Annotated in this window: 19 protein-coding genes; 11 read left to right on the top strand and 8 right to left on the bottom strand. The window is 66.5% G+C overall.

The window, feature by feature from the left end; all coding sequences use genetic code 11:
* The first annotated feature begins 46 nt into the window (after positions 1–46).
* Positions 47–1,351, top strand: a complete 1,305-nt coding sequence (tyrS, locus tag KUG43_RS03445; protein WP_216906064.1) for a tyrosine--tRNA ligase — start codon at positions 47–49, stop codon at positions 1,349–1,351.
* Complete coding sequence (pyrF, locus tag KUG43_RS03440; protein ID WP_216906063.1) at positions 1,351–2,103, top strand: orotidine-5'-phosphate decarboxylase; 753 nt, start codon at positions 1,351–1,353, stop codon at positions 2,101–2,103. Before tyrS ends, pyrF begins: the two co-directional genes overlap by 1 nt.
* Before the next feature lie 6 nt (positions 2,104–2,109).
* Here the strand turns inward: pyrF and KUG43_RS03435 are convergent, their stop codons facing one another.
* From KUG43_RS03435 to KUG43_RS03425, 3 genes are all read right to left on the bottom strand, one after another.
* A complete protein-coding gene (locus tag KUG43_RS03435; protein ID WP_216906061.1) occupies positions 2,110–4,077 on the bottom strand; it encodes a putative bifunctional diguanylate cyclase/phosphodiesterase in 1,968 nt (655 codons plus the stop codon).
* Between the two features lie 534 nt (positions 4,078–4,611).
* Positions 4,612–5,835 (bottom strand): hypothetical protein, encoded by a 1,224-nt coding sequence (locus KUG43_RS03430; protein ID WP_216906059.1) that lies wholly within the window; start codon positions 5,833–5,835, stop codon positions 4,612–4,614.
* 130 nt (positions 5,836–5,965) lie between these two features.
* A complete protein-coding gene (locus KUG43_RS03425; RefSeq protein ID WP_216906057.1) occupies positions 5,966–6,538 on the bottom strand; it encodes a peroxiredoxin in 573 nt (190 codons plus the stop codon).
* A 185-nt stretch (positions 6,539–6,723) separates the two neighbouring features.
* On the opposite strand from KUG43_RS03425, the gene KUG43_RS03420 reads away from it, so the two are divergent.
* Entirely contained in the window at positions 6,724–7,230 is a 507-nt protein-coding gene (locus KUG43_RS03420) for a DUF1993 domain-containing protein (RefSeq protein ID WP_216906055.1), read from the top strand.
* On the opposite strand, the gene KUG43_RS03415 is transcribed toward KUG43_RS03420, so the two are convergent.
* Genes KUG43_RS03415 through KUG43_RS03400 form a run of 4 tightly spaced genes read right to left on the bottom strand, consistent with a single transcriptional unit; the run spans position 7,167 to position 9,600 of the window.
* Positions 7,167–8,273: a DUF3326 domain-containing protein gene (locus tag KUG43_RS03415; protein ID WP_216906053.1), complete on the bottom strand. Its 1,107-nt coding sequence runs from the start codon at positions 8,271–8,273 to the stop codon at positions 7,167–7,169. The genes KUG43_RS03420 and KUG43_RS03415 overlap by 64 nt on opposite strands.
* Positions 8,270–8,467, bottom strand: a complete 198-nt coding sequence (locus KUG43_RS03410; RefSeq protein WP_216906051.1) for a DUF8621 family protein — start codon at positions 8,465–8,467, stop codon at positions 8,270–8,272. Before KUG43_RS03410 ends, KUG43_RS03415 begins: the two co-directional genes overlap by 4 nt.
* 8 nt (positions 8,468–8,475) lie before the next feature.
* On the bottom strand, positions 8,476–8,829 hold the full coding sequence (locus KUG43_RS03405; protein ID WP_353617915.1) for a 2Fe-2S iron-sulfur cluster-binding protein: 354 nt from the start codon (positions 8,827–8,829) through the stop codon (positions 8,476–8,478).
* A gap of 42 nt (positions 8,830–8,871) precedes the next feature.
* Complete coding sequence (locus tag KUG43_RS03400) at positions 8,872–9,600, bottom strand: TIGR02466 family protein (protein WP_286194356.1); 729 nt, start codon at positions 9,598–9,600, stop codon at positions 8,872–8,874.
* A 65-nt stretch (positions 9,601–9,665) separates the two neighbouring features.
* On the opposite strand from KUG43_RS03400, the gene KUG43_RS03395 reads away from it, so the two are divergent.
* The 8 genes from KUG43_RS03395 to KUG43_RS03360 all read left to right on the top strand — a co-directional run bounded on the left by KUG43_RS03395 (position 9,666) and on the right by KUG43_RS03360 (position 15,296).
* Positions 9,666–10,109 (top strand): hypothetical protein, encoded by a 444-nt coding sequence (locus KUG43_RS03395; protein ID WP_216906049.1) that lies wholly within the window; start codon positions 9,666–9,668, stop codon positions 10,107–10,109.
* 180 nt (positions 10,110–10,289) lie between these two features.
* Positions 10,290–10,754 carry a hypothetical protein gene (locus KUG43_RS03390; RefSeq protein ID WP_216906047.1) on the top strand — a complete coding sequence of 155 codons (465 nt, stop codon included), beginning with the start codon at positions 10,290–10,292 and terminating at the stop codon, positions 10,752–10,754.
* 184 nt (positions 10,755–10,938) lie between these two features.
* A complete protein-coding gene (locus tag KUG43_RS03385) occupies positions 10,939–11,334 on the top strand; it encodes an SRPBCC family protein (protein ID WP_216906045.1) in 396 nt (131 codons plus the stop codon).
* A 125-nt stretch (positions 11,335–11,459) separates the two neighbouring features.
* On the top strand, positions 11,460–12,107 hold the full coding sequence (locus tag KUG43_RS03380) for a hypothetical protein (RefSeq protein ID WP_216906043.1): 648 nt from the start codon (positions 11,460–11,462) through the stop codon (positions 12,105–12,107).
* 25 nt (positions 12,108–12,132) lie between these two features.
* The gene (locus KUG43_RS03375) at positions 12,133–12,891 is read left to right on the top strand and encodes a DUF4336 domain-containing protein (protein WP_216906041.1); all 759 of its coding nucleotides are present in this window, start codon (positions 12,133–12,135) and stop codon (positions 12,889–12,891) included.
* Positions 12,888–13,874: an NAD(P)-dependent alcohol dehydrogenase gene (locus KUG43_RS03370; RefSeq protein WP_216906039.1), complete on the top strand. Its 987-nt coding sequence runs from the start codon at positions 12,888–12,890 to the stop codon at positions 13,872–13,874. The genes KUG43_RS03375 and KUG43_RS03370 overlap by 4 nt, the downstream gene beginning before the upstream one ends.
* A gap of 35 nt (positions 13,875–13,909) precedes the next feature.
* Positions 13,910–14,692 (top strand): HD-GYP domain-containing protein, encoded by a 783-nt coding sequence (locus KUG43_RS03365; protein ID WP_216906037.1) that lies wholly within the window; start codon positions 13,910–13,912, stop codon positions 14,690–14,692.
* 163 nt (positions 14,693–14,855) lie between these two features.
* On the top strand, positions 14,856–15,296 hold the full coding sequence (locus tag KUG43_RS03360) for a PPC domain-containing DNA-binding protein (RefSeq protein WP_216906035.1): 441 nt from the start codon (positions 14,856–14,858) through the stop codon (positions 15,294–15,296).
* Here the strand turns inward: KUG43_RS03360 and KUG43_RS03355 are convergent.
* Positions 15,247–16,197 (bottom strand): F0F1 ATP synthase subunit gamma, encoded by a 951-nt coding sequence (locus KUG43_RS03355; RefSeq protein ID WP_216906033.1) that lies wholly within the window; start codon positions 16,195–16,197, stop codon positions 15,247–15,249. The two genes, KUG43_RS03360 and KUG43_RS03355, sit on opposite strands and share 50 nt — an antisense overlap.
* Positions 16,198–16,205: the final 8 nt, after the last annotated feature.

Genomic DNA, 16,205 nt, shown 5'->3' with positions numbered 1-16,205 from the left:
TGCACCATGGCTGCCTACCATCGGCCCAGGCAGGCAGCTGGCGTAGATGGGCGAAGCACTCCCGGCGAAGCAGGCGGAACCACAGGCCCTGGCGCCCCTCCCCGAAGCCCTGTCCAGGGGCATCGCCGACCTGTTCCCCGCCGGCCGGGAGGCCGACCCTGACCAGCGCCTGGAGGCCAGGCTGGCGGAGTCGGCGCGCCAGGGACGGCCATTGCGGGTGAAGCTGGGCATCGACCCCACCGGCAGCGACATCCACCTGGGCCACAGCCTGCTGTTCCGCAAGCTGCGCACCTTCCAGAACGCCGGCCATACGGCGGTGCTGATCATCGGCGACTTCACGGCCCGCATCGGCGATCCCACCGGCAAGAGCAGCACCCGCGTGCAGCTCGATGCGGCGGCGGTGGAGACCAATGCCGCCACCTACCTGGCCCAGCTGGGCCAGGGCCAGCCCCCCGAGCGCGCCCTGCTCGATTTCGACACCCCCGGCCGGCTGGAGGTGCGCCGCAACTCCGAGTGGCTCACCGGCCTCGATCTACCGCAGGTGATCGAGCTGCTGGGCATCAGCACCGTGGGGCAGATGCTGGCCAAGGAGGACTTCGCCAACCGCTACGGCTCGGGCACCCCCATCAGCCTGCACGAGTTCCTCTACCCCCTGCTGCAGGGCTACGACTCGGTGGCGGTGCAGGCTGACCTCGAACTGGGTGGCACCGACCAGAAGTTCAACGTGGCGATGGGGCGCGACATGCAGCGCCATTTCGGCCAGAGGCCCCAGTTCGGCCTGCTGCTGCCGATCCTGCCGGGCCTCGATGGGGTGCAGAAGATGAGCAAGAGCCTGGGCAACACGGTGGGCCTCATGGAAGACCCCCTCTCGATGTATTCCAAGCTCGAGAAGGTGCCGGACGCGGCGGTGGAGGACTACCTCACCCTGCTCACCGACCTGGACACGGCGACGCTGCCCAGCGGGCCCCGGGAGAGGCAGAAGGCGATGGCCCTGGAGGTCACCGCCAGCCGCCATGGGCGCGACGCCGCGCTGCAGGCCCAGGCCGATGCGGCCGGGCTGGTGACCGCCGGCATCTCCGGAACAGGGAAATTATCGGGGGAATTGAGCGCGGGCAGTGTGCCTGAGGCCTCCCTGGCGGGTCTGGCCTTCCCGTTGAAGGCCTTTTATCTGCTCAGCGCCCTGCAGGTCTGCGCCAGCAGCAGCGAAGGGCGGCGCCAGATCCAGGGCGGCGGCGTGAAGCTGGACGGCGAGAAGCTGAGCGACCCCAACCAGGAATTCAGCAGCCCCCAGGAACTGGCCGGCAAGGTGCTGCAGCTCGGCAGGAAGACCTTCCGGCGGCTGGTGGCCTGATGGCGGGCACTGAGGGCACCACGGTGACGTCCGACCCCGCCGAGCGAATCATCCTGGCCCTCGACCGCGGCACGGCCGAAGAGGCGCTGGCACTGGCGATGGCCATTCCTGAGCTGCGCTGGGTGAAGGTGGGCCTGGAGCTGTTCACGGCCGCCGGACCCGGCGTGGTGCGGGAGCTGCGGCGGCGGGGTCTGCGGGTGTTCCTGGATCTGAAGTTCCACGACATCCCCGCCACCATGGCCGGCGCCTGCCGCAGCTCCGCCCGCCTGGGGGCGGAGCTGATCACCGTGCACGCCTGCGCCGGGGGTGAGGCCCTGGCCGCCGCCCAGGCTGCGGCCGAGGAGGGAGCCGCCTGTGAAGGCTTGGTTGCCCCCACCCTGCTGGCGGTGACCGTGCTGACCAGCTGGGATCCCGACCGCTTCCGGCAGGAACTGGCCATCGCAACACCCCTGGCCACCTACGCGTCCCAGCTGGCGGCGATGGCTGCGGCGGCGGGACTCACCGGAGCGGTGTGCTCCCCCTGGGAGGTGGCGGGCCTGCGGGCCGCCCATCCCCGACCCTTCACCCTGGTGACCCCCGGCATCCGCCCCACCGGCAGCGCCGCCGCCGATCAGAAGCGGGTGATGGCACCGGCGGCGGCGGTGGCGGCGGGTGCCAGCCAGCTGGTGATCGGTCGGCCGATCAGCGGCGCCATCGATCCGGCGGCGGCCTTTGCGGCCTGTTGCGCCGAGCTCCACGACGCGCCGGGCTGAGCAGCTTCAGAACGGAAGCGGGCCAGTCTCCAGCTGCAGGGGGGCCGCCTTGCCGTAGAGCCAGCCCTGACCGTGCAGCCAACCCTGGGAGGTGAGCAGACGGGCCTCCTCGATGGTTTCGACCCCCTCGGCCACCGTGTCCAGCTCGAGCCCTTCAGCCACCCCCACCAGCGCCTGGGCCAGCCGCAAGCTCTTGGTGTCCTTGGCGCGCATCGCACAGGTGAAGGAGCGATCCAGCTTCAGCCCGGCGATGGGCAGATCGCGCAGATGGCTGATCGAGGAATAGCCGGTGCCGAAATCATCGACATACCAACGGACGCCGCTGGAGGCCAGCTGCTGGATCTGCTCGCCGATGCGGTTGGTCAGGGTGAGCAGGGCCGTCTCGGTGACCTCCAGGTGCAAACGCTCCGGGAGCACCCCGGCGGCCCGCAGGGCTTCGTCAACCAGCTGGGGGTATTCGGGCAGGGCGAGGGTGGCCGCCGACACGTTCACCGCCATGGTGACCGTGGGGGGCAGCCTGGAGAGCGCCGCCAGGGCCTGGCGCAGCACCAGCAAGTCGATGCGGACGATCAGGCCACGGCACTCGGCACAGGGCAGGAACTCGGCCGGTGACACCTCGAGGCCATCGGGCCGCACCCAGCGGGCCAGGGCCTCGTAACCGCTGACCTGGCCGGTATCGAACGCCACGATCGGCATGAACCAGGCGGCGAACTCCCCCATCACCAGCCCCCGCTGGATCTCGGCCGCAAACAGCAGCAGGGTGTGGGCTTCGGTGGCCAGGGCGTCGTCGAGCAGGGCAAAACCATTGCGGCTCCGGCCCTTGGCCTGCCGCATGGCGAGGCTGGCGTCCCGCAGCAGTTCATCGGGAAGTGCGCCAGCCCGGGCCGTGGCGATGCCGATGCTCACCGTGGGGTCGATGGGCTGGCCACCGATGCTCACCGGCGCACGGCAGGCCCGCAGGATCCTCTCGGCCGTGAGGGTGGCCGCGGCTGCGGCATCCGGATCACTCAGCAGCACGATGAATTCATCGCCGGTGCCGCGGCCCACTTGCTCGGGACGGCCGATCGCCCTGACGATCCGCGCCGCCAGCAACGCGATCAGCTTGTCGCCACCGGCATGGGTGAGGGCATCGTTGACCTGGGTGAGGCCATCGATGCCGATGCTGAGCACCGCGAGCGTTGAATCGGTGCCCTCCAGGCCATCAAGGGCGCTCCGGATCCGATCCAGGGCCACAGAGCGGACGGCCAGGCCACTGATGGGGTCGAGCTGACGGCTGTGGTCCAGCTCGGCGCGGATCCGCACCTGGTCGTGGATGTCGCGGAACGACAGCACCAGGCCGCCAGCGTCCTCCCCCGGCAGGGGATGGGCGGTGCCCACCATCCAGCGCCAGCCGCCGTCGGCGCAGAGGATCCGCAGGTCTTCGCGGAACGATCCCGGTCCTGCAAGCCTGAGACCGGCGCGCAGGACCTGGCTCCGGTCGTTCCGGTGCACAAGGTCGATGGCTCGCTGGCCCAGCAGGACGTCAGGCCGCCAGCCCAGCCGCGTTTCGATCGACTCGGAGACCCACACGATGCAGTGATCGCTATCCAGTTCGACCACCACATCCGAGGCGTGACGGGCCAGCAGCCGGTATCGCCGTTCCGCCTCCACCAACTTTTGCTGCACCGCTAGGCGATGGGGAGGCTCCCGCCAGAGACAGCACAGCAGACCGTTGGCAAGGAACAGGCGGACCTCGGGCGGGTGCCTGGGGCGCTGGCCACCATGGTCGGAAACGTCAAGGCCTCCGACAACAACAGCCTGCCCCTGTTCCATGACCTGCAGGCCATGGGGAAACAGGGCACTGGAAGGCTGGACATCCAGCAGACGGACACCAAGCATCCCGCGAGGCGTGCGGCCATGCAGCGCGCTGGCCGGGCCGTTGGCGTACACACAGACAAAGTCGATGATGGAGCCGGCGGGGCCTTTCTCTGGCACCAAAAGCAGAAAGGGATCCGGCAGGGACTCGAAGATCGACTGGCTGCTGGCCCAGGCCGGAGGGCCAGTTTCTATCGCTCCCTTACCAGTGAACCCTGACGAATCGCGCCCGCCAAGGAGAGACTCCTGACCTGTTCCGGTATCGGTGGTCACTTCTCTATGGCGTCGCTGCCGGGAAACCGAATGCAGGAAGGGAAACGTGTCAGAAAAGCCCATCGAACCCGTTCACAGTCTCCAAGGGGGCACTACCGATCTTGGGCAGAAGCGGGAATGGTTATCGAGCGCTTCTGCGGCAAATCTACTGCAACTTACCGCAAAAGGTTAGCTGATTCCCTCCCGAAAAGCAGCGAATGCGGCGTACGTTTGGCCGGGAGTTCGATTCGCTTCCGGGGAGATGTTGCCGGCGGGTGAACGTTGGCCCTTCGGACATCAAAACAGCGAAGGCCTTCACCTGGAAGGCCATCAGGCGGGCTGAATTGTCGACTCCAACATGGAGGATCTGACCATCCGCCTGGAGGCGAAACCTGGGCTTGGTCAGTTGTCAGGCCGCTGCTCTGGCCGCCTGGCCCCGGCCGCTTCGGCCCGATCGAGCTGTTGGGCCGCCCAGCGGCCAAGGCGCCCGGAGGCGGCCAACTGCAGTCGCAGCCGTTCCATCTCAGCGGCGCGTTGCTGGCGCCGCTGCTCCTCGCTGGGCACCCGATCCTCGAACGGCACATGGCACCGCGCCGCCAGCCAGGCCCCCAGCAGGCGCAGGGAAGACGGATCACCGCTTTGCTGATCGACCAGCAAGGGCTTGCCACCCGGGGACCGGGTGGCAAGCAACCGGTAGGAGCGGTCGCCATCGGAATCAACCAGCTCGACCAACTCCAGGGCCCGGGCTTCGCCCAGGGTCCGCAGACGATGGCCGAAGCGGCGCTGCAGCACCAGAACCCTCGGCTCCAGCCGCCATTCGCGGCGCCCGAAGGCCAGCCACACCTGGGCCCAGCCGCAGGCCAGAGCGACAAGCGCCAGCGGAATCCCCATCGCCCAGAACCCTGGCCCGGCCTGGCCGCCACGCAGCAGCAGAGCCAGCAGGCCCCAGAGCACTAGGTTGACCAGGCCCATCACCAGGCGACGGCGCCGCCGCAGGGCCAGGTCGGGCACCAGCAGCGGACGACCGAAGGAGGGGGTCAGCTCCTGCCAGCCCGCCGGCAGGATGGCCGGGGCTGCTGGCCGATCGCCTGGCGCCGCCGGACGCAGACCCAGAAGCCGGTTGAGCTGACTGGCGGCCTCCTGCCGCTGGATCAGGCTGCCGAGCCGGGTGATCTCGAGGCTTCGGCCGGGAAGCTCGGCCACCAGCGGCCCCCCGAAGCCGCCATCGCGCACCTGAAAGCACAGGATGGCGCCCTTGGGCAGGGCAACCCGGTGGCGGAAAGGTCCCAGCTGCACCTGCCGCTCCAGGTGGCCGTCGCCTGTGACGGTCAGCCGATCCTCCGACCAGAGCGCCCGCAGCAGATGCTGCAGGGCGGCGGCGCCACCGACACTCCAGAGGCTCACCCAGACCAGCAGGAACAGGGCCGCCGGCAGCGCCCCCTGACCCGTGGTCAGGAACGTGCCCAGAAACGTCCACAGGAACCACAGGGCGAAGATCTCTCCCGCCAGCCAGCCACAGAGCCAGAACGCCAGGAACGCCGCCACGAAGAAACGAGCCGGACCCTGGGGCCGGAAGCGGAAGGTTGGGGTTGCCGTCTCCAGCTTCACCGCCTCAGCCACCAGCATCCGTTGGGCCCATGCTGGCCGGCAGATGCCGGTTGGGCATCGTTTCGACGCATGAAAAACCCCGCGCCGGTGGAGGAGCGGGGTTGGGGGGCAGGGGCTGGAGCCTGATCGGGCCAGCCCTGGGGCGGCTTCAGCCGACGAACTCGCGGCTGGGGGCACAGACGCCGGCGGGGGCGGTGCCCTTCAGGTAGGCCAGCATCGTGTCGGCGTCGGAGCACTCGAACGGGTCGGTGGGGCAGTTGTCCTCGAGCCCGGGCTCCACGAACATCTTCTCGATCGTGCCGTCATTGACGAGCATCGAGTAGCGCCAGGAGCGCGCACCGAAGCCCAGGTTGCCCTTCTCAACGAGCATGCCCATCTTGCGGCTGAACTCACCGTTGCCGTCGGGGAGCAGGAACACCTTGTCGGCGCCCACCTGCTTGCCCCACTGGAACATCACGAAGGCGTCGTTGACAGACACACAGACGATGCTGTCAACACCCTGTCCCTTGAACTCCTCGTACAGGGCCTCGTAACGGGGCAGGTGGTTGGAGGAGCAGGTGGGGGTGAAGGCACCCGGGAGGGAGAAGACCACGACCTTCTTGCCTTTGAAGATGTCGTCGGTGGTCAGGTCCTGCCAGCGGAAGGGGTTGGGGCCTTCCACGGACTCATCGCGCACACGGGTCTTGAAGACGACGCTGGGGACCTTTTCGATGGCAGCCATGTGAATGTGTGAAGAACGACTTGACGACGCGCCGCCCGGAGCAGCGATCGCATGGAGCTTAACTCATAATCGGTCCGCCTTAGGGTGGAAACCGGCTGAGTGTTTGTACTCAACGCCTCCCCGAATCCAGCCGGACCATCGCCCTACAGTCCGGCTCGCCAGCACCTCGGCCCACCACCCCAGCCATGACCCTCTCGATGCACGGGGCGGCCGTCCCGCCCCTGGCCCGCAGCCTGAACAACCTCAGCGGCATCCTGGCCAAGGCGGCAGCCCACGCCGAAGCCAGAGGCATTGATCCAGCCGTGCTGTTGCAGGCGCGCCTCTACCCCGACATGTTCCCCCTGGTGCGCCAGGTGCAGATCGCCACCGACATCGCCCGCCGCGGCCTGGCCCGGCTGGCCGGGGTGGAAAGCACGGCCATGGACGACAACGAAGCCAGCTTTGAAGAACTGATCGGACGCATCAAAGCAACACTTGCCAGCCTGGAAGGTTTCTTGCCTGAGCAGATCGACGGCAGCGAAACCAAGCCGATCGAGCTGACGATCCGCAGCGAGACGCTCCACTTCAGCGGCCAGAGTTTCCTGCTGTTCTTCGTTCTGCCCAACGTCTATTTCCACGTCACCACCGCCTACGACATCCTGCGCCACAACGGCGTGGAGCTGGGCAAGCGAGATTTCCTCGGCGAGCCCTGAGCCAGGGGCAGGGGGCGCCGCAGGGCCACCGGATCCAGGCCCTCGCGCAGGGCCAGCACGATCCCGGCCGCCTCGGCATAGGTGGCGGCCGGGATCACCGGCAGCCCCAGGGCCTCGCCGCTGACCTGCAACAGGCACGGATTGCCTTCCACGGCGATCACGGGCACGCCCCGCTCGGCGCAGGCCAGCACCGCCTCACCCCCCAGGGCTCCGGCCGGGGCCACCACCGCCCCCAGATCGGCGCCATGCAGCAACCCGTTGCCGCTGGCCGGCTCGGGCCGCAGGGAGGGGGCCCGGCTCAGGCCCACCAGCACACAGGGCAGGAAGGTGTGGCCCAGCTCCTCCGCCGCCGCCCGCGCATCCAGCCCGGGATCGGGCGGCAGGGGCGCCAGGGCGGGGGCATGGGCACAGGGCACCCCCAGATGGCGCACCAGCAGGTGGCTGATCACCGCCTCCGCCCCGGCCAGGGCGTCCACCCCCATGCCGTGGCGGTAGGCCGCCAGGGCGTCGCTGCCGGGCTCCTCGGGAAAGCGGGCCACCACGGCGATGGCCGTGGCCCCGGCGGCCAGCAGTGCTTCACCGGCCCGCAGCAGCGCATCTGCCCGGCCCAGGGTGCCCCAGCTGCTGCCGCTGGGCCCGATCGACAGGCTCACCTCCAAGGGCACGTCGCTGCCGATCACCGGGCCGATCGTCAGCCCCAGGCTGGCGCGGCAGGCCTCAATCACCTGGCGGTGGCGCAGCAGCAGCTCCGCTTCGATACCAGCATCCAACAGCACCCCCACCCGCTGGCTGGGCACCGGCGCCAGGGCCAGCTCGCCGGCGGCGAAGCGATCCAGGCTCCAGCCCTCCACGTAATGCAGGCGCCGGTCGCTCCAGTAGAGGGCGGCGGCATTCATCACGTTGGGGTGGGTGATCAGGCAGCCGCTGGCCGCCGCCAGCAGTCGGGCCGCCGGCAGGCCATCGCCGGCGAAGCCCCCCACGGCGCAGCCCACCCCGGTGGGGATCACCAGCAGGGTGGGCAGGGGCGGGGCTGACGCGCTCAACGGCCGGGGGTCGGCGCCGGGCCCACGACGATCCCCTCCAGCCGCAGGCCGCGCTGGGGATCCACGGCCGTGATCGCCCAGCGCAGCGGCTCAGCGCCCGCACCGGCCAGGCGGTGGGCTTCCCGGGCCAGCGCCTGGCGCAGCTGGGGCAGCCGGGGGCCGGGGGCGGCCTGCAGCCACAGCTCCAGAGGCACCAGGGAACTCACTTCTGGAACTGACCGAACTGGGCCTCGTAGAGGGCGTCCTCCTGGCCGGCCAGGAGATCGAGGTCAGAACGTGGATAGGAGACGCAGAGCAAGGCGTAGCCCTTGGCCTGAAGTTCGGCCTTCACGCCCATGGCATCGGGCTGGTGCACCGTGCCGCTGCGCAGCAGGGCGGCGCAGGTGGTGCACACCCCCGAGCAGCAGGAGCTGGGCAGGGGCACCCCGGCGGCCTCGGCGGCACTCAGCACCGTCTGGTCGCTGCGGCAGGAAAAACTGTGGGCAACGCCATCCAGGCTGGCGCTGACCTGAAAGACGGTGGGCTCTGGGCTGGTCGCTGGTGTGGTCTCGGGCACGGGGGATGGGGGTCCGGGAGGGGCGGCGGTGGCAGGGGCGGCTCAGGCTCCCGACGCGTTGCCATCCTCCCCGATCACCAGCCAGCGGCCGGGATGGGGGGCGAGGTATTCCCCCGGATGGGGCGCCGCCTCCGGAGCCGTGAGAACGAAGTCAATGCTGAGCGAGAAGCGGGTGTCGTCGGGGTCGTCGTTGGGCAGCACCGCATGGTCAACCGAGGAGGGGAACAGCAGCAGCAGGCCGGCCCGGGGCGCCACGTCATGCCAGGGCTGGTTGAGGGCCGCCGTGGCATCGATCGGGCCGTCCTGGCCCAGCGCCAGGCCCGGCACCAGCTCATTCACCTGCCGGGGGGCGAACAGACGCAGGCAACCGCTGCGGCCACGGCCATCGCCATTGAGGTAGTAGATGGCGCTGAGGTGGGCATTGGGGTGGTGATGGCGCCCCACCTGTTCACCGGCGTCGCTGAGCACCGGCCAGCTGCGCTGCGCATGCAACGCCACGCGCCGGCGATCAAATCCCAACGCCTCCAGGTATTGCGAGGCATGGCCTGCCAGGCGGCCGATCAGGGGGGCGAACAGGGGGTCGCGGTGCAGCTCGCCGGCACCACGCACATCCCCGGTCCAGGCCACGCCCTCCTCGCTGGGGTTCTGCTCCCGCAGCTCCAGGGCCCGCTGCAGCAGCAGGGCTGTGTCAAGAGGGTCGGGCGCCAGCTGCACCCGGCCCAGGGCCATCGGGAACAGGGGCTGGATCGCAAGGCTGGCGTCGGCGGCCATGGATGAAGGCGACGGGAGTCGCGGCGACTGGGAACGGAATGGGCCTGAGCGGAAACTCTGGGACCATGCCGTCCCGTGCCTGGTCGTGGCCGGTGGTGTTCGAGCGGCAGGCCTGGTGCCGCCGCGCCCCAGGGGCGTGCACAACCCTGCCGACGGATGGAGAGGCCCATGCAGGCACAACAGACGCCCATGTCAGAATCCATCCCGCGAATGATGGAGGAGAGGAAATGAAGAAAATACTGAAAGCGATCGGCCTATTCTTCCTCTCTATCGATGCAGTTGCGCTCCTCTTCTTTCTCTACTGGGCTCTAACAGCAAGCACTCGAGATGGCGAGGTTGCCTATGCGTTTTTCTTTCTCCTGTTCACCTTGGCGCACATTGGCGTTGGTGGTGGCGCGTTGGTACTCAGTGCCAGACGTGGTTCCGTCATGGGACTCTGGTTTTCGACAGTCTTCCTGGGCCTTCCACCTGTCCTCTTCGCCGCCATACGAATCAGCAACTCCCTCTAGGGCAGCAAAGGAGATGGCGGCCTGGTTCGCTCTGATCGGCGCAACAGCCCGGCCTGGCAAGCGCGGAGGGATGACTGTTTCATCCGACACTGACATTCAGACATCCAACGACCTGATCCAGCCCATGGGTTCATGCCAACGTCGGATACCTCAGACAGGCGGCGCCTGGGAGCTGACACCATGACCGCACGTCGTCTCTGCTGTGGTCTGGCAGTCCTGCTTCTCAATGGCTGCGAATCTCTTTGGACGATCACCAATCGCTCGGGACTCGAAGCCGATGTTCGCGAACTCCTGAAGACGGCTGCCGTCGAACCGCAGCATCTGAACTGCCGCATGGTCGGCAGCACACGAAATGCCGCTTGCTCCCTTCGCCTGTCTTCGCCAGAGGCCGCATCTGTCATTCGGGCTCTGGCGCTCGAGGGCATCCAGGCATCTTCAGAATCCTCCTCTCCCCAGGCACGGCTCATCGCCCATGCTGGCCCCAGCTGCGTGGCAGACAGATCCAGGCCCATCGTCACATACGGCCGAGGAAATCGCCCCACCTCGCTGCGGCTTGCCAGTGGCACGGCTTTCGAGTATCTCCTGCTCACCATCAATAAGTCGACGGCCCAGGCATGCGTCCAAGTCTCCTACTCCTACGGGTAGGCCGCGTTGGACCGACTGGACAGGTGACCGCGATCTGCCTGGCTGAAGCTCCCCCTGCAACGACCATGGGTTCGTTCCCAGAATCTCACGGACTCGCTCCAAGACAAAGGCCTTCGCAGCAGCGGACCAATGGTATGGTGCGCCAATGAACCGTTGAGACGACGACATTCAGGAGAGAGATGAGATGATTCGAACCTCGATCACAAAGACAGTTTCCATACGGGCATCTGCCGAAAAGGTGTTTGAGTTCCTATCCAATCCTGCGAACTGGCCTCAGTGGGCGATTGTCAATATCAAGGCCATTCGGCCATCTGAAGATGAATGGTGGGACGTGGAGATGCCCATGGGTCAAGCCAAGCTTCGGATCAGGCCTGATGCCTCCACAGGACTTCTGGACCACGATTTCCATGCTCCCGACGCCAGTTGGACAGTACCGGCACGGGTTGTTCCGAACGGTGATGGCAGTGAGTTTATGCTTACATTCTTTCAGCCTCCGACATTTGGCGATGACTTTTTCAAGCAACAAGTCAACCTCGTAGATAGCGAATTGGCGAAGCTCAAACAGATCATGGAATCCTAGGTGCCACTCCTTTTCGCCATTCCGCCTATCCTCGGAATCCGGGATCTGCATTGATGGCCTCCCCAGCTGACCCATCCTGGGCCGCCCCAGCCCTGCTAACTGGGGTCATCGCCGCCCTGGGCTATGTGGGCAAAACGGTCGCCGAATTGGTTCTTCAGCTGCGCGGAACAGCGCTGGAACGCAGAAGTCGACTGGTCGAGCTGTACGCGCTGCTGCGCGCCGGCGACGCGGCCTACGCAGCCCAACGGAGACTGTTGAAACGGCTGGCAGTTCGGCTGAGAAGTCGTGTACCTGAGGCCGCTGAGCTGCCCCCTGGATTTGATCGACTCCTTTTGGAGACCTACGCGGTCATGAACGAGGAGGAAAGGCAGCTGCATGGATTGATTCAGGCGATGACCATTCACACGTTCCGCCCGCTGAACCAATCCCTGCTGGAGTGGCTGCGCGCGGATCGCTACTTTCGGGCTGCACCGCCTTCCCACCGCCGTTTGGGAGAACTGGCGCTGTTTCTGGCTGAGCTGGAGGCACACCTGGTGATCTGGGTCGCCAAGAATGCAGCCTGGATCCCGGACCAACCCGACCACGCCTTGGTGTACCTGGCCGATGAGAACAAGCATGGCTTGGCTTTCCCCAAGCATGGGACTGCCATCCTTGCCAGGGTGCTGTATCATCCACCGCCAAGAAGAAGGCGGCCCAGCTGGATGCCCAAGGCTGGATTTCCCCGTCACTTAAAGCGTCCGCGTCCAAAGTATGGGAGCAGAACACACACTTAAAGCAGGAGAATCTCCGCCCTCAGCCATGCTCCACTGCCTTGCCGATGATCTCTGGGTTGCCGAACAACCGCAGACCTACTTCGGCCTGAGCATCGGCACAAGGATGACGGTCATCCGCCAGCTGAGCACCAACAAGTTGGTGATCCTTTCACCGATCCAGCCATCTGCTGAGCTCGAAAAGGGCCTGGCCATGCTCGGTGTCGTCAGCGATATCGTGGCGCCCAACGTCTTCCACCATCTCTATCTCCAGGCGTTCAAGCAGCGCTTCCCTTTGGCCACCACCTGGGGGCCGCCCGCCCTCAGGCAGAAATGTCCCCATCTTGAGCTGGATCGTCTGCTCAGCGCTGATGCCCCTTCCCCATGGCCAGAACTGTTGCTTTGCAGCCTCACCGGACTCCGCACCTTGGGGCCGACGGGGCCATCCCCGCTGCACGAGGTGGCCTTCTGCCACAGGCCCAGCAGGACCCTGATCCTCACAGACAGCGCCTTCCATTTCGATGCCTCCGCGTCCTGGCTCACCCGGTGGATCACGCGAATCGGCGGCGGTTTCCATCGCCTGGAGCCCACGATTCTCGAGCGCCTGGCCACTTCAGACAGGACTTCGCTGGCCAGGGCCGTGCAGGTTGTGCTGCAGTGGGATTTCGACAGGGTCATCGTGGCCCACGGCGCCGTCGTTGAACACGGCGGCAAGGAAGGCCTCACCATGGCCTATGCGGCATTCCTGGATGGGGCTCTCGAGACTTGCGCCGGCGACGAATCCTTCACCCACGACCCTCACGCATGAAAGCCGTTGTCGCTGAGCGCTATGGACCGCCCGAGGTGCTGCGCATCAAGGAACTCGCCACCCCCACGCTCAAAGACAACGAGATCCTGATCCGGATCAACGCCACCACCGTCACCTCAGCAGACTGGCGGATTCGAAGCCAGACGGTCCCGACGGGCTTCGGGCTGATCATGCGGCTGGTGTTTGGCCTGCGGAAGCCAAGGCAACCGATCCTCGGCTCGGAGCTGGCCGGGGTTGTCGCGGCGATCGGCAGGGACGTCACCCGGTTCAAGGTGGGGGATCGGGTCTTCGCCTTCAGCGACGCCCGCATGGGCTGCCATGCCGAGTACATCGTCCTGCCCCAGGACGGCATGGTGGTGGCCACCCCGCCTGGCCTCAGCGATGAAACGGCCGCCGCTCTCTGTTTCGGCGGCACGACCGCCCTGGACTTCCTGCGCCGGGGCAAGGTTCAGCCCGGGGAGAAACTGCTGGTGAATGGGGCCTCAGGGGCGGTGGGGACCGCCGTGGTGCAACTGGCCCGCCAGCTCGGGGCCGAGGTCACCGGGGTGTGCAGTGGAGCCAATGGCGATCTGGTGCGCTCCCTGGGTGCGGCCCATGTCATCGACTACACCCAGATCGACTTCACCCGCAGCGGCGACACCTACGACCTCATCGTCGATACGGTCGGCACGGCGCCCTTCTCTCGCTGCAGGCGATCGCTGAAGGATGGGGGGCGGCTGTTGCTGGTGCTGGCCGGGTTGCCGGACATGCTGAAGGGCGTGTGGGTGTCGCTGACGAGCCAGCACACGGTCATCGCCGGACCCGCTGCCGTGAAGCTGGAGGATCTGCGCCATCTGGCGGCACTGGCTGAAGCGGGAGACTTCCAACCCGTCATCGATCGACGCTATCCACTCGAGCAGATCGTGGAAGCCCACCGTTATGTCGACACCGGGCGCAAGAAGGGCAATGTGATCATTTTCATGCCCAGCCCGCTTCGAAGCTGACGACCGATCCGCCATTCGGTGCGCATCTGACCGTGATGGCGCTGACGGATCACAGGAAGGAACTGCGCTGCCTCCAGCAGATTGAGCAGATCATTGGCGCCAGTCACGGCAGCATCGACGACATTCATCAGCAGACGGTCGACGCCATCCCGCAAGCCTGGCTGCATGCCGCCCACGGCGTGGCCAGAATTTCCCGGGGCACCAAGACATACCAGACGGGCCATCTTGATCGTTGCCAATCCGATCAGTCGTCGCCAATCAGGGCCAACGACACCATCGACGGCTGCCTGGAAGTCGGCTATACCCAACCATTCGCTGAGGCCATCGAAGGGCCTTTTCTGGCGGAAGAACGGGTATTGCTGGACACGATCGCCACCCGTCTCGGCAGCCTCATCGCCAAGGCGATTGCCGAGGAGGGGTTGAACAGAACCCTCGAGGAGAACGAGAGGCTGTACAAGCAGTTGCTCACGGTTCTGGGTGGGATGGCGGAGATGCGCGATCCCTACACCGCCGGCCACCAACACAGTGTGGACCAACTGGCCGGTTCTATCCACGACATCGGCAAAATCATGGTGCCGGCGGCGCTCCTCTGCCAGCCGACGACACTGACCCGCCATGAATACGACCTGGTCAAGGACCATGCCGAGGCTGGCTACAACATCCTCAAGGATGTGGAGTTCCCCTGGCCGATTGCCCGCATCGTCCATGAACATCACGAACGGAAGGATGGCAGCGGCAATCCCAAGGGCCTGCGGGGGGATGAACTGCTGCTCGAATCCCGCATTGTGGCTGTCGCCGACGTGGTGCAGTCCATGTGAGCCCACCGTCCCTACCGTTCCGGCCTTGGCAGCGATGCCTCCCTGGCGGAGATCAGCAAAAACCGAGGCAAGCTCTACGACGCGGACGTGGTGGAGGCCTGCCTGCGGCTGTGCAACGAGAAGCGCTATGTCTGTGGCCGTTGAGGCCTGAACGGATCCCCTGATGACGGACCAGTTTCCCAGACCCCTGCGTCTCCCCCCAGGGGTGGACCTGCGAAGGCATCTGGAAGCCATGGCCCAGGAGGATCCGAGGCTGAGCGGCTTCATCGTCTGCGGTATCGGCAGCCTTGAGAGTGCGGTGCTGCGCTTTGCCGATCAGGACGAAGGGACTGTGCTGGCCGGTCCGCAGGAGGTGGTCACGCTGACGGGCAGCGTGAGCGGGGATGGCGCCCATCTGCACGTGGTGGTGGCCGACGCCCAGGGCCACATCCTTGGAGGTCACCTCTGCCATGGAAGCCGGGTGTACACCACAATGGAAATTCTGCTGCTCTGCCCGGAAGGCTGGCAGTTGGGCCGGAAGCGGGATGCCGCCACCGGCCACCTGGAGCTGACAATCAGCCCATCGCGGCCGCGCCACCCACCACTTCCAGAATCTCCTGGGTGATGGCCGCCTGGCGGGCTTTGTTGTAGTCGAGGGTGAGGGTCTTGGCGAGCGCCTTGGCGTTGTCGCTGGCGTTGTTCATGGCCGTCATCCGGCTGGCCAGTTCGCTGGCGGCCGCTTCCTGGAGGGAGCGCAGCAGCTGGTTGGCCAGATAGAGGGGCAGCAGGGCATTGAGCAACTGCTCCGGGCTCTGCTCAAACACGAAGTCGGGCTGAAGCGATGGCTCAGCGTTCTCCACCTTGCCCACCTCCACGCCGAGGCGGCCGTCGCGGGTGATGAGACGGAAGATCTCGTCATCCGAGCTGGCAATGCCCTGGGGATCCAGGGGCAGCAGGGTCTGAACCACCGGCTGGGAGCTCACCAGGTTGATGAAGCGGGTGAAGACGATCTCCACCCGATCGGTGCTGGCCGAAAGGAACTCGGCGAGCACTTCGTTGGAGATTTCGTTCGCCTCCTGAGAGGTGGGCACCTGCTCCAGGCCGGTGAAGGTGGCCCGGATCGGGTAGGAGCGGTTGGTGAAGTAGGTGATGGCCTTGCGGCCCATCAGCACCATGTCGACAGCGAAGCCCTGACCCTTGAGTTCAGCGAAGCGCTGCTCGGCCCGGCGGATGACGTTGGCGTTGTAGCCGCCGCAGAGGCCCCGGTCACCGGTGACCACCAGCAGGGTGATGGTGCCCACCGGACGGCGCTCGCCCAGAAGAGGGGAGTCAGCCCCCTCAAAGCCCATGCGGGATTCGAGGTTCTGCAGCACCCGGGCCAGGCGATCGGCGAAGGGGCGGGTGCGCAGCACCTGCTCCTGGGCACGACGCACCTTGGCGGCGGCCACCAGCCGCATGGCTTCGGTGATCTTTCGTGTGTTCTTGACCGAACTGATCCGGTCGCGGATTGCCTTGAGATTGGCCATGGGTGGAG

It is taken from the genome of Synechococcus sp. CCY 0621 (assembly GCF_019038465.1).
Lineage (GTDB): Bacteria > Cyanobacteriota > Cyanobacteriia > PCC-6307 > Cyanobiaceae > Cyanobium.
The sequence above is the reverse complement of the archived record's forward strand: the minus strand, read 5'-3'. Positions and strand labels throughout refer to the sequence as shown.

What these genes read in the sequence shown, in the direction of transcription:
- tyrS (WP_216906064.1), top strand. Translation starts at nt 47, where the DNA reads ATGGGCGAAGCACTCCCGGCGAAGCAGGCGGAACCACAGGCCCTGGCG.
- KUG43_RS03400 (WP_286194356.1), bottom strand. Translation starts at nt 9,600, where the DNA reads ATGGCCGCCGACGCCAGCCTTGCGATCCAGCCCCTGTTCCCGATGGCC.
- KUG43_RS03360 (WP_216906035.1), top strand. Translation starts at nt 14,856, where the DNA reads ATGACGGACCAGTTTCCCAGACCCCTGCGTCTCCCCCCAGGGGTGGAC.
- KUG43_RS03430 (WP_216906059.1), bottom strand. Translation starts at nt 5,835, where the DNA reads ATGCTGGTGGCTGAGGCGGTGAAGCTGGAGACGGCAACCCCAACCTTC.
- KUG43_RS03395 (WP_216906049.1), top strand. Translation starts at nt 9,666, where the DNA reads ATGCCGTCCCGTGCCTGGTCGTGGCCGGTGGTGTTCGAGCGGCAGGCC.
- KUG43_RS03370 (WP_216906039.1), top strand. Translation starts at nt 12,888, where the DNA reads ATGAAAGCCGTTGTCGCTGAGCGCTATGGACCGCCCGAGGTGCTGCGC.
- KUG43_RS03365 (WP_216906037.1), top strand. Translation starts at nt 13,910, where the DNA reads ATGGCGCTGACGGATCACAGGAAGGAACTGCGCTGCCTCCAGCAGATT.
- KUG43_RS03375 (WP_216906041.1), top strand. Translation starts at nt 12,133, where the DNA reads ATGCTCCACTGCCTTGCCGATGATCTCTGGGTTGCCGAACAACCGCAG.
- KUG43_RS03355 (WP_216906033.1), bottom strand. Translation starts at nt 16,197, where the DNA reads ATGGCCAATCTCAAGGCAATCCGCGACCGGATCAGTTCGGTCAAGAAC.
- pyrF (WP_216906063.1), top strand. Translation starts at nt 1,351, where the DNA reads ATGGCGGGCACTGAGGGCACCACGGTGACGTCCGACCCCGCCGAGCGA.
- KUG43_RS03425 (WP_216906057.1), bottom strand. Translation starts at nt 6,538, where the DNA reads ATGGCTGCCATCGAAAAGGTCCCCAGCGTCGTCTTCAAGACCCGTGTG.
- KUG43_RS03390 (WP_216906047.1), top strand. Translation starts at nt 10,290, where the DNA reads ATGACCGCACGTCGTCTCTGCTGTGGTCTGGCAGTCCTGCTTCTCAAT.
- KUG43_RS03420 (WP_216906055.1), top strand. Translation starts at nt 6,724, where the DNA reads ATGACCCTCTCGATGCACGGGGCGGCCGTCCCGCCCCTGGCCCGCAGC.
- KUG43_RS03385 (WP_216906045.1), top strand. Translation starts at nt 10,939, where the DNA reads ATGATTCGAACCTCGATCACAAAGACAGTTTCCATACGGGCATCTGCC.